Raw genomic sequence first — 12083 nt, 5'->3', positions numbered from 1 at the left:
TTCCGGCATCTTGTTTACTGGGATACAATCTTCGCGCATTGCCTCGGGGTCAGGATGGCCGATACCGGAACGCTCGTCACCTACGAACTGCACGGCGCCGTCGCGCGGATCGGCCTGAACCGCGCGGCCAAGCGTAACGCGGTCTCCGACGCGGTCATCGATGCGCTCGAGGCGGCGGCGATCCGCGCCGGACGCGAGGCGCGGGCCGGCGTGATCTTTGGCCACGGGCCGCATTTCTGCGCCGGGCTGGACCTGTCCGAGCATTCCGAGAAACCGCTGTTCGAGGCGGTGCTCGGCTCGCGCCGCTGGCACGAGGCCTTCGACCGGATCGAACGCGGCACGATCCCCTTCGTCAGCGCGATTTCCGGCGCGGCGGTGGGCGGCGGGCTGGAACTGGCGGCCTCGACCCATCTGCGCGTGGCCGACAGCACCGCCTTCTTCGCCCTGCCCGAGGGAAGCCGCGGCATCTTTGTCGGCGGCGGCGGGTCGGTGCGCATCGCGCGGCTGATCGGACCGGCGCGCATGGCCGACATGATGCTCACGGGGCGCGTTCTGGATGCCGAAGACATGGAACGCTGGGGCGGCGTGACCCATGTGGTTCCCGAAGGCCAGGCGCTGGACCACGCCATGCGCCTGGCCGAACGGATCGCCGAGAACGCGCAATTCACCAATTACGCCATCATCAACGCCCTGCCCCGCATTGCCGACATGTCGTCCGAGGACGGGCTGTTCACCGAAAGCATGGTCGCCTCGCTGGCCAGCATGACCGAGGATGCGCAGCAGCGCCTGCGCGATTTCCTCGAAAAGCGCGCCGCACGGGTCAAGGCGCCCGGCGATGACTGACCTCCCGGACAGCGTCGACTACGGCCCGCTGTCCGAAAGCCTGGGCTTTCTGCTGCGGCTGTCGCAACTGCGCGCCTTCGCCGATTTCTTCGACGGGATGGCCGGGCTGGACGTGCATCCTGGTGAACTTTCCGTGCTGCTGGTCCTGTCGGCCAACCCAGGCATCCGCCAGGGCGTGCTGGCCCGCGCCCTGACGATCAAGCGCGCGCACATGACCAAGATGGTCCGTGCGATGGAACGTGACGGCCTCGTGTCCCGCACCGTGCCTCAGGACGACCGCCGCGCCGTCGAACTCTGGCTGACCGACACCGGCCACGCCCGCGTCGCCGCCCTGCGCCCCGCCTTCGACACCCAACAGCCGCGCGAAACCGCCCGCCTGACGCCGGACGAGACCACCACCCTGAAACGCCTGCTGCGCAAGCATATCGGCCTGAAGGAGCCCGACACGCCATGCCCCTGAACCTCGACGACCTGGTCGCCATCGATTTCCACACCCATGCCGAGGAACCCTGCTGCGGTCCGCGCGACGACGGCTATGACGACTTCCAGGCCGGCATGGCGAAATACTTCCGCAACCCCGCAGGCGCCGATGGCATGTTGCCCAGCGTCCAGCAAACCGCGCAGTATTTCCGCGAACGCCGGATCGGCGCCGTGATCTTTCCCGTCGATGCCGAGCGCGAAACCGGCTTTCGCCGCTATTCAAACGAGGAAGTCGCGCAGATCGCCGCCGAGAACGACGACATCCTGATCCCCTTCGCCAGCATCGACCCCGCCAAGGGCAAGGCCGGCGCCCGCGAGGCGCGGCGGCTGGTGCGCGACTTCGGCGTGCGCGGGTTCAAGTTCCACCCGACCATGCAGGGTTTCTACCCGAACGACCGCTGGGCCTATCCTCTCTATGAGGCGATCGCAGAGGAAGGCGCGATCATGCTGTTCCACACCGGGCAGACCGGCGTGGGATCGGGGATGCGCGGCGGCATGGGAATGCGGCTGAAATACTCCAACCCCGTGCATGTCGACGACGTGGCGGTGGATTTCCCCGACACGCCCATCGTCCTCGCCCATCCGTCCTTTCCCTGGACCGAAGAGGGTCTGATGGTCGCCCAGCACAAGCCCAACGTCTATATCGACATGTCCGGCTGGAGCCCGAAATACTTCCCGCCGATCTTCGTGCATTACGCCAACTCGATCCTGAAGAGGAAGATGCTATTCGGCTCGGACTGGCCCGCCATCACGCCTGACCGCTGGCTGGCGGATTTCGACACGATCAGCATAAAGGATGAGGTCAAGCCATTGATTCTCAAAGAAAACGCTCGTCGGCTTCTGAAGCTGTGACGGAGATCCGCACATGACGCACCCCCTGGTGATGATCGCCGGCGGCGGGATTGGCGGACTGGTCACCGCGCTGACCCTGCACCAGGTCGGCGTGCCCTGCGTGGTCTTCGAAAAGGTCCGCGAGCCGAAGCCGCTGGGCGTCGGGATCAACCTGCAACCCAACGCCGTGCGCGAGCTTTTCGACCTTGGCCTGGGCGCAGACAGGCTGGACACGGTCGGCCTGCCCGCCCGTGAATGGGCGCTGGTGGGCCTGAACGGCAACGACATCTTTGCCGAGCCGCGCGGGCTGGAGGCCGGGTATCGCTGGCCGCAATACGCCGCTCATCGCGGGCGCTTCCACATGCTGCTGATGGACGTGTTCCGCCACCGCGCCGGCCCGGACGCCCTACGCACCGCGACAGAGGTCACGGGCTATCGAAACGGCCCGGATGGCGTGACCGTCCAGCTGCGCACGCCGGAAGGACCGGCAGAGATGACCGGAACCCTGCTGATCGGGGCCGAGGGCATCCATTCCCCCATCCGCGCGCAGATGCATCCGGATCAGCCGCCCATACACTGGGGCGGCGCGATCATGTGGCGGGGCACCACGCGGGCGAAACCGATCCGCACCGGGTCGTCCTTCATCGGTCTCGGCACGCATGAGCACCGGATGGTCATCTACCCGATCTCGCATCCGGACGCCGACGGCCTGGCCCAGATCAACTGGATCGCCGAACTGACCGTCGATCCTTCCCACGGCTGGAAGGATGCCGGCTGGTTCCAGCCTGTGCCGATCGACAGCTTTGCCCATCATTTCGACGCCTTCCGCTACGACTGGCTCGACGTCCCTGCCCTGCTGCGCGGCGCGGACGTTGCGTATCGCAACCCGATGATCGACCGCGACCCGATCCCTACATGGATCGACGGGCGCGTGGCGCTGCTGGGGGACGCCGCCCATGCCATGTATCCCACCGGTTCCAACGGGGCGTCGCAGGCCATCATGGATGCCCGCACGCTGGGTGCCGCGATGCTGACCCACGGCGTCACGCCACAAGCGCTTGAGGCGTATGATGCGCAACTCGCCGGGCCGGTCGGGCAACTGGTGCTGCGCAACCGTGGCGCGGGGCCGTTCGGGTTGCTGAACCTCGTGGACCAGCGCTGCGGCGGGGTCTTTGACAACATCGACGCGGTGATCCCGGCCGCAGAGCGCGCGGCCTTCATGGCGGATTACAAGCGCGCGGCGGGCTTTGCCCGGGACAAGCTGAACGAGGCGCCGAGGATGATCCCCGAGGGGGCAAGGGCCGCTGTCTGAGCGGAGGGCCGCGCCCGACCCTGGGTGGGCGCGTCGCAACCCTCGTGGTCAGCGCTTTATCTCGAAAGCCCGCACGACGCGCGTGCGGCTACTGACATCGCCAGTGCGCCCTCCCGGGGGGAGGGTCGGGCGCGGCCCGGACTGGTCGCCCGAGCCAAACTGTGGCGAGCACCCGCGCTCGTAAGCCCCTCACGGCAGGACCAGCACCGCCCGGAAATCGTTAACATTCGTTAACGTCGGCCCGGTCACGACCTGCCCGCCGATCCCCGCAAAGAACGTATGCGCATCGTTCCGCGTCAAGGCCTGCGCGGCGTCGATCCCGGCCGCCCTGGCACGTTCCAGCGTGTCAGGGCCGACCATCGCCCCCGCCACCTCGGCCGCGCCGTCGACCCCGTCCGTATCGCAGGCGATGGCGTGCACGCCCCCTGCCCCGTCCAGCGCCAGCGCGAGGGCCAGGGCGTATTCCGCGTTCGGGCCCCCTACCCCGTCGCCGCGCCGCGTCACGGTGCATTCGCCACCCGACAGCAGCAGCACCGGCCGGTCCGACCGCGACTCCAGTGCCAGCCGCGCATGATCCGCCGCCAGCTCGCGCGCCTCGCCTTCCAGCGCATCGCCCAGGATGCGCACCTGACAACCCGCCCCGCGGCCGACCTCGGCCGCCGCCTCCAGCGATTGCGACGGTGCGGCGATCACCCGGTTCGTGACACGCGACAGACGTGGATCGCCTGGCCTTAACACGCCGGTCGCACCGTTCAGCACGGCCTCCGCCGAAGCTGGCAGGCTCACGCCCCAGCGCTCCAGGATCGCCCGCGCCTGCTGTGGCGTCGTCTCATCTCCCACCGTCGGACCCGAGGCGATGAAGGCCGGGTCATCCCCCGGTACGTCCGAGATGATCAGCGCCTCCATCTCGGCCGGGTAGGCGGCAGCGGCCAACTGCCCGCCCTTGACCCGGCTGAGGTGCTTGCGCACCCTGTTCATCGCGTCGATAGGCGCGCCCGAGGCCAGCAGGTCAGCGTTGATCCGGGCCTTTTCGGCCAGCGTGATGTCGCCCGCAGGCTGCACCATCAGCGCCGAGGCCCCGCCCGAGATCAGCGCCAGCACCCGGTCCCCCTGCCCCAGCCCGGCCAGAAGATCCAGCAGCCGTGCCGTGGCCTGCAGCCCCGCCTGGTCCGGCACCGGATGAGCCGCCTCGACGATCTCGATGCCCTGACAGGGCCTTGCATAGCCGTAGCGCGTGATGACTAGCCCTTCGCACGGGCCCCAGGCGCTTTCCACCGCCTCCGCCATCCGGGCCGAGGCCTTGCCTGCGCCTACCACCAGGACCCGACCCTCCGGCTTTGGTCCCAACGCCTGTGGCACGCAAAGCATTGGATCGGCAACGGCGACGGCGCGATCGAACAGCGTTCGCAGCAATGTGGCGGGATCGGAAATGGGCATGGCGGATCCTTGTGTCATGCTCTCAACGTCCGGTGTTTGATCCGGCGTTTCAAGACGGAACCGCGATAGCGCCGTTGAATGTAGACGCAATCGCCCTGCCCCGCAAACAAGACGCCTGAGTTGACAGCTGTCAACTTTTTGCCTGTCACGCCGCCTTCCCCTGTCCCGGCGCTTGCAGCGCCTGAACCATCGCTTCCGGCGAAAACCGCCCTTTCCGTGCCATCTGGACAAGACTGCGGAAGTAGCCTCCCGGGTTCTCGATCTTCTGAACGGTCTGGAGCATGCAGGTCACCACCACCGCCGCGCCGCAGCGTCCAAGAGCGCCACAACCTTCGGCCCAAAGCCTTGGGTGAATTCCGATCATCGGACTGACAAAGGCGGCGGTTTCAAAAAGGTCGTTCCAGCGTCGGATGGGGAGCTGGGCGTAGTCGTGAATGTCCGGCGCTTTTCTCAGCAGATCGCTCAGGTCGATGTCAGGTGATACGGGCTCGGTTTTTTGCGGCTCCTCTTCTTCAAAGTGATAGTTTTCCTGGTGTTCTTTGTGCCGCTCATTTCGGCTGCCGGTGGCGCTCGTTTCGGGTGTCGCGGGCTGGGTTTCGGGGGCAGGTGTCAACAGGTCCGACAGGTCGGTGAGGCTTTGGAACAGCGCGTTCAGGGCCTCGGCGGATAGTTTGCGGCGCAAGGCGCGTCGTGCCAGGCGCAGGGCATCCTCGGCCTGGTCGTGCAGATGCGGGACAGGGGGGTGAGCCTCCAGCTGGCGGGTCAGGTCGCGCAGCAACAGCACGCAGCGTTCGCGCAGGGCGGTGATTTCGCGGTTCGCGGCCTCGATTGCATGGCAGGCATCGAGGATCTCGGGTGTCCGGGCCAGAAGCGGCGTCAGGTCAAAGCCGAAGGCAGTCGAAATCGCGCCATCCGTGCCGCGCCGGGCGTAGCGCTTGCCGTTCGGGCTGTCGTGGCGTGCGATCAGGCCGCTGCGGCAGAGGGTGGCGAGGTGCCGGCGCAGGGTGCTTTCGGGCATGCCATGGACGCGGGCAGAGAGTGTCCGGTTCGAGGGAAAGACGATCAGTCCCGCACCCGCGGTCAGGGGGCGGTCGGGCAGGCAGGACAGCAGGGCCGACAGAACCGCCAGGCTGCGGTCCGACAGGCCGAATTGCGACCGGGCTGTGGTGAGCGCCCGCAGCACGGCCCATTTGTCCATGGAAAAGCCCGTGACGGGCGTGCGACGGCGCGAAGAAACAGGGTCGGCCTGCACGCGGGCGGGCCGAAACGGGGTTCGGGTCAGGATTTGCATTGCGTATCACGCAAAAAAGCAGAGTGACGGCCAGACCTTTCGGACCTGCGGCATGGGGCGCCGCAGGACGGGGAACAGATCGGACATGAATTTATTGCTCCGCCGAATCGACGGTTGTTGACAGCTGTCAACGCCAGAGGCTACCTTGGGTTTGCTACAACACTGAAGGGCCTTCCGGGACGATCCTGGGGGGCTTTTCTTTTTCTGCTTTTCGGGGCGTGCCTCCTTTCTTGCTGCTCGGGTTTGTTGCCGGAAACCGGCGGTTCACTCACCGTCGCGGGATTTTTCCCAGTCGCGGTGAATCTCGGTAAGGTTGGATTCCAACCAATCGGTAAATTGGTCGGAGGCGGGCAGGGTGATCGTGACCGACCGGTTGCTGCGCCGGATTTCGGCCAAGGGCGCGCCGTCGGGACGCAGCACCGTTTGCGGATCGCGGCGCGGACGCGGGGCAGGGGGCCGGGAGTGGCCCGAGCCGCGCTTTTCCAGCCAGGCCAGCAAGGCGTCGAAACGGGCATCGGACGTCTCGGCGCAGGCGGCTGCGATCATGTCGCGCGCAGTCTCTGTATCGCCTGAACGACCGCCTTTTTCCTCCCAGAGACGGGCGAAGGAGAGCCAGCGGTCGCGCCCGATTCCGGGCGCCGCACCGATCATCTCGATCATCTCGATCGGCACCGTCTGCGCAATGGACAACATGCGCGAGATCAGCGTCTTGTCGGTGGCCAGCGCGTCGCAGACCGTCTTGCGGTCATAGCCGGCCTCGGTCATCTGGCGGGCGAAATTGACTTTTTCGATGAAGCTCAGATCCCGCCGCGCGGCGTTTTCCTGGCCCTGCGCCATGATTGCGGCGTCGTCGTCCAGGTCGCGGATCATCGCCTTGACCGGCAGTCCAAGATCGCGCAGCGCCAGCACGCGGCGGCGTCCGTAGACGATCTGATACTGGCCCTCCGCGCCCGGCATCGGGCGGACCAGGACGGGCACCTGCTGGCCGTAAGTCTTGAGACTGTCCATCAGCCGCGCGTGGTCCTCCTCGTCATGTTCCAGCCGGTCGGCAAGGCCGCCGTCGCGGATGGTGAACGGGTCGAGATCCATGACAGATCGGCTTTTCAGATCGGCGATCGAGCGTGAGACAGCGCCGATCGCGCCCCTTTTATAGGGTGAGCGTGCCTCGGGAGCAGGGGTGTTTTCAGGCGAAACAGTCTCTGTTTTCGCCGTCCCGTCGCCTTCCATCAGGCCCTTGAGCAGGTTCTTTCGTGCCATCAGCGCCCCCATGCGGCCTGGATCAGCGCCTCGATCTCGTCGTTGGAGGCGTTGAGGCTTTCCATGGCCCTGTCATAGGTGGTGCGCGTGAACTGGCTGCGCTCCACCTCGTAGAGTGTCTGCTTGGTGATACCCGCGTCGGAAATCGCGGTGGATTTCAGCACAGGGTGGTTCAGCACATGGTCGCCGAACATGCCGCGCATGAAGCTGACCATCTGGTTCTGCGGTCCATCGCCGGGCTCATACCGGGTGATGAGATAGCGCATCCAGTCATAGGTCATGTCGCCGCCCGCGTCGGCCACCACCTCGAGCAGGTTGGAGGTCATCAGCAGGAACTGGCACATCGACATGACGTCGAGCATCTGGGGATGCACGGTGACGAGGACCGCCGTCGCGGCGGACAGCGCGGACATGGTGAGGAACCCCAATTGCGGCGGGCAGTCGATCACGCAGACGTCGTAATCGCCCTCGACCTGGGCCAGAACAGTGTCGATCCTGGTAAAGAAGAGCGTCCCGTCCCGGTTCATAAGGGCGCGCGGCGTGTCGTGCTCGAACTCCATCAGGTCGAGATTGCCGGGCACGAGGTCGAGATTGGGGAAATAGGTCTTCTGGATGATATCCGTGAGCGGTTTCGGATCCTCGTAGCGGATCGCGTCATACAGCGTGCCGCCGTCCAGCAGGTCGAATTCCGGCTGGAAGCCGTGCAGCGCCGAAAGGCTGGCCTGCGGATCGAGGTCGATGGCCAGCACGCGGTAGCCCTTGAGCGCAAGGCGCTGCGCCAGGTGGGCCGAGGTCGTGGTCTTGCCCGAGCCGCCCTTGAAGTTGATGACGGCGATGGATTGCAGGTGATCGCCCTCGCGCCGGCCCGGCAGGTAGGTGCCAGGGGTCTTTGCCCCAGCTTCGAGATGGTGGCGCAGGGCGAGGATGTCGGAGGGGGAATAGAGACGGCGGCCACCGGTCGAGACCTCGGGCGAGGGGCCGCGACCGTCCAGGTGCAGCTTGCGCAGGTAGGCGTCCTTGACGCCCAGCAGGTCGGCGACCTCGCCGGAGGTGAACTTGCGCAGGGCCTTGGCGGCATTGGGCGGAAACAGGGAGGCCCTGTGTGCCTGAAGTCGTTCCGAAAGCCGGGAGGCGTGTTCGCCCACCAGCTTGTCGATGCGTTCCTTGCGCTGCATCCGCGCGCTCCTCGATCCGGTCCGGCCTTGCGGCCTGCTGCCTCGGTCGCCCGTTTGCGGGCCTGTTCTGCGCAATCCTGCCCGCCTGTTTCGGCGCGTTGTTACGGCAAATCGCGTTATTTTCGCTTCTGTGCGTAAGTTAATGGCCGCTAAACGGGATTCGGGCAAGGTTTTTCTGCCGCATCTTGTGGCCGGGGCGGGCAGGGGCACAAGTCGCCTGTGACCTTATCCCCAGACCAGAAGTAGCATCGGGGTGGCGACGGCGACCACGATGACCTCGAGCGGCAGGCCGAGGCGCCAGTAATCGGCAAACCGGAAGCCGCCGGGGCCAAGGATCAGCGTGTTGTTCTGGTGCCCGATGGGCGTGAGAAACGCGCAGGAGCCGCCGATCGCCACGGCCATCAGGAAGACGTCGACCGGCGCACCCAGCGTGTTGGCGATGCCGAGCGCGATGGGTGCCATGACGGCGACCGTGGCGGCGTTGTTCATCACGTCCGACAGCGTCATCGTGACGACCAGCACCAGCACCAGCGCGATCACCGGTGCCCCCCCGGCAAGAGTGCCCACCAGGACACCCGCCAGCAGGTCGGCGGTGCCGGTGTCGAGCATGGCATTGGCCACCGGCAGCAGGCAGCCCAGCAGCACGATCACCGGCCAGTCGACCGCGTCATAGAGTCGGCGCACCGGAACCGTGCCGGTCAGTGCCGACAGAAGCACGCCGAGGGCGAAGGCGACCGGCGCTGCCACCAGCCCGCTGGCCGCCAGCGCCACGGTGCCCAGCATGATCCCGGCCGCCGTCAGCATCTGGCGGCGCGAGGGAAAGCCCAGCGGGCGGTCGGCCAGCGGCAGACAGTCGTGATCGGCGGCAAACTCGGCCAGCGCGTCGGGGTTGCCCTGCATCAGCAGCACGTCCCCGGGCATGAACCGCGCGGTGCCGATGCGGCCGATCCGGCGGCGGTCCTGCCGGCTGATCGCCAGCAACGAGATGCGGAATCGGTCGCGCAGCCGCAGGCCGCGGGGCGAGCGACCGACCAGCGGGGATTTCGGGCCGACCACCATCTCCATCAGTTCGACATGGCCCTCACCGTCGCGGAACCGCTCGAGCGTCGTGTCGCCTTCGGCGGCGTCGGCGGCGGGCTGCTGCATCACGAGGCCCAGCGTCGATACGGCGGCGCTGAAACCCTCCGTCTCGGCCTCGACGATGAGGATGTCGCCGGCGCGGACCCGTATCCCGGTGGGCGGGGCGGATTCGAGGATGCCGCGGCGCACCAGGCCCAGGACCTGGATCTCTGTCTCGGTGATGGCGGCCTCGATCTCGCGCAGGGTCATGCCCTCTGCCTTGGCGCCCTCCGGCACGTGGACCTCGGAGAAATAGGTGCCGGTGTCGAAACCCTCGGTGCCGGAGCGCTTGCGGACCGGCACCAGACGCCAGCCGACCAGCAGGATGAACAGCAGCCCGGCAACGGCGACGGCAAGGCCCACGGGCGCGAAATCGAACATGCCAAAGGCCTCGCCGGTGATCTCGCGCCGGTAATCGGCGACGATCAGGTTCGGCGGCGTTCCGATCAGCGTCGTCATGCCCCCCAGGATCGAGCCGAAGGACAGCGGCATCAGCAGGCGGCTGGGAGGCAGGTCGAACCGCGCGGCGGCCTTGAGCGCGATCGGCATCAGCAGGGCCAGCGCGCCGACGTTGTTCATGAAGGCCGACAGCAGCGCGGCAATGCCGGTCAGCGCCGCGATCATCGTCACGAGGCCCGGATCGGCGGGCAGCACGGCGCGGGCAAAGGCATCAACCGCGCCCGAGCGCTGCAGCGCGTTCGACAGGATCAGTACGCAGGCCACGGTGATGACGGCGGTGCTGCCAAACCCCTCGAAGGCGCGGTCTGCCGGGACCAGCCCGGCCAGCACCGACGCCAGCAGGGCGGCGATGGCCACGAGGTCGTGCCGCAATCGCCCGCTGACGAAGAGCAGGACGGTCACGCCGAGGATCGCGCAAAGCGCCAGTTGGTCGGGCGTCACTGAATCGGCTCCCTTCGGGGTACGGATCTGCACGGGTCATTGTTCCAGACCTGCGGGCGGTCCGCAAATCCGCCCGCGCCGGACCCCGCGCGCCTGTCCGCGCAGCCTGGCGACAAGGGCCGGATTCGATTGCGGGGCGATGCCGGTGGCATCGGAAAGATGCCCTGCCACCGGACGGTCACGGCTGCGAACCCGGCCTGCGCAGAACGAATATCCCGTAATGCAGCAGCCCGCTCTCATGCAGAAAGCGCAGCGCCTCGATGCCTGACCGGGGGGGCTCGGGCCTGCGCGGCCCGCAGATGAAGGCATGGCTGGGTCGCGTCCGGGCGGTGATGTCGTGATGCGCGATCCTCTCGAACCCGGCGCGCGCGGCCATCGTTTCAAGCTCGGCCGGTGTCAGCCAGGGCTGCGGCCAGGGGCCGAAATCGCGCCGCAGCAGGCCGGCAAGCGCAGCCCCTTCACCCGGTGTCAGCGGCCCCGGTTGCAACAGAATGTCGGCCAGGACGAGGAGACCGCCGGGCGCCAAGGCCCCTGCCACAGAGGCGAGGAAGGCGGCGCGGTCAGAGAAATGGAACGCGGCCTCGAGGCAGATCGCGCGGTCCAGGCTTTGCGCCGAGAAGGGCAGGGCGGTTGCGTCCGCCTGCACGCAATCGGCAAGATCCGAGGGGCAGAGTTGCAGTTGCACAGGGTCGATATTCACCCCGAAGAGCGCCCGGGACCGCACCCGCGCGGCAATGGCGCGCAGCGTCCCGCCAAGCCCGCAGGCGATGTCGGCGATGCGCTGGCCGTCGCGCAGATCGGCCAGGTCGAGCACCATTGCCGTCATCCTGTCCTGCGCCGCGCGCCAGTCCTCGGCCGTGATCCGCGCCGGCGGAGAGGGCCACAAGCCCAGGTGCATGTGACCCGATCCTTGCCCGGCGCGCGCCTCGGCGATCAGCGGGACGACATAGGGCAGGGCGGGATCACCCCCAGCAGTGGACATGATCGCCAGACCTCGATCGCGCCATGAAGGTGCAGGCCGTCCAGCGCGTCCGCGGCCCCTCGACCGGGGTCACGCGATGCAGGTAGCCGCCCGAGTTCACCGCGATCAGGTCGCCCGGCGCCAGCCGGATCGAGACCTTTTCCACCCCGTCGACCGAGGGCGGAGGGGTCGGTCCGTCGACATTGCGGAACCGGTCGGCATGGTCTGCGGCGGTCAGGTTGAAGAACTCCAGCGCGCCGCCCGCCTCGGCGCGGCTGAAGGCCAGGACGAAGGAAAAGATCGACTGTTCGATCAGCGTGGCAAGGTGGCGGTAGGACGGACGCAGCGCGCTTTCATTGTCGAAATGCGGCGGGATGAAACCGCCCGTGCCATGGCCGCGAATGGTGGTAAAATGATACCGTGAGCCGGGTTGCGGGCCGGGAGCCGCGCCATAGGCCGGCCCGTCGTCCAGCGCGG

General features: G+C 67.3%; 11 protein-coding genes. 4 read left to right on the top strand and 7 right to left on the bottom strand.

Annotated features, from left to right (window positions below):
* Window positions 1–54: 54 nt before the first annotated feature.
* Genes KB874_RS22305 through KB874_RS22290 form a run of 4 tightly spaced genes read left to right on the top strand, consistent with a single transcriptional unit; the run spans window position 55 to window position 3466 of the window.
* Complete coding sequence (locus KB874_RS22305; RefSeq protein ID WP_212538783.1) at window positions 55–843, top strand: crotonase/enoyl-CoA hydratase family protein; 789 nt, start codon at window positions 55–57, stop codon at window positions 841–843.
* Window positions 836–1303 carry a MarR family winged helix-turn-helix transcriptional regulator gene (locus tag KB874_RS22300; protein ID WP_212538782.1) on the top strand — a complete coding sequence of 156 codons (468 nt, stop codon included), beginning with the start codon at window positions 836–838 and terminating at the stop codon, window positions 1301–1303. Before KB874_RS22305 ends, KB874_RS22300 begins: the two co-directional genes overlap by 8 nt.
* Complete coding sequence (locus tag KB874_RS22295) at window positions 1300–2175, top strand: amidohydrolase family protein (protein WP_212538798.1); 876 nt, start codon at window positions 1300–1302, stop codon at window positions 2173–2175. The genes KB874_RS22300 and KB874_RS22295 overlap by 4 nt, the downstream gene beginning before the upstream one ends.
* Before the next feature lie 13 nt (window positions 2176–2188).
* A complete protein-coding gene (locus KB874_RS22290; protein WP_212538781.1) occupies window positions 2189–3466 on the top strand; it encodes a flavin-dependent oxidoreductase in 1278 nt (425 codons plus the stop codon).
* 189 nt (window positions 3467–3655) lie between these two features.
* Here KB874_RS22290 and KB874_RS22285 read toward each other — a convergent pair whose 3' ends face one another.
* The 7 genes from KB874_RS22285 to KB874_RS22255 all read right to left on the bottom strand — a co-directional run.
* Entirely contained in the window at window positions 3656–4903 is a 1248-nt protein-coding gene (locus tag KB874_RS22285; protein WP_249200749.1) for a glycerate kinase type-2 family protein, read from the bottom strand.
* Between the two features lie 145 nt (window positions 4904–5048).
* Window positions 5049–6194, bottom strand: a complete 1146-nt coding sequence (repC, locus tag KB874_RS22280) for a plasmid replication protein RepC (protein ID WP_283055213.1) — start codon at window positions 6192–6194, stop codon at window positions 5049–5051.
* A gap of 264 nt (window positions 6195–6458) precedes the next feature.
* On the bottom strand, window positions 6459–7451 hold the full coding sequence (gene repB / locus KB874_RS22275) for a plasmid partitioning protein RepB (RefSeq protein WP_212538778.1): 993 nt from the start codon (window positions 7449–7451) through the stop codon (window positions 6459–6461).
* Window positions 7451–8626, bottom strand: coding sequence for a plasmid partitioning protein RepA (gene repA, locus KB874_RS22270; RefSeq protein ID WP_212538777.1), 1176 nt, complete (start codon window positions 8624–8626; stop codon window positions 7451–7453). The genes repB and repA overlap by 1 nt, the downstream gene beginning before the upstream one ends.
* Before the next feature lie 225 nt (window positions 8627–8851).
* Window positions 8852–10645 carry an SLC13 family permease gene (locus tag KB874_RS22265; protein WP_212538776.1) on the bottom strand — a complete coding sequence of 598 codons (1794 nt, stop codon included), beginning with the start codon at window positions 10643–10645 and terminating at the stop codon, window positions 8852–8854.
* A gap of 178 nt (window positions 10646–10823) precedes the next feature.
* The gene (locus KB874_RS22260; protein ID WP_212538775.1) at window positions 10824–11627 is read right to left on the bottom strand and encodes an SAM-dependent methyltransferase; all 804 of its coding nucleotides are present in this window, start codon (window positions 11625–11627) and stop codon (window positions 10824–10826) included.
* Window positions 11608–12083 (bottom strand): 2OG-Fe(II) oxygenase (locus KB874_RS22255; RefSeq protein ID WP_212538774.1); only part of this gene is annotated, 476 nt, incomplete at its 5' end. The genes KB874_RS22260 and KB874_RS22255, both read right to left, overlap by 20 nt.

The organism is Thetidibacter halocola (genome assembly GCF_018224955.1).
GTDB classification, from domain to species: domain Bacteria; phylum Pseudomonadota; class Alphaproteobacteria; order Rhodobacterales; family Rhodobacteraceae; genus Thetidibacter; species Thetidibacter halocola.
This window is presented reverse-complemented; position numbering and strand designations above follow the sequence as displayed.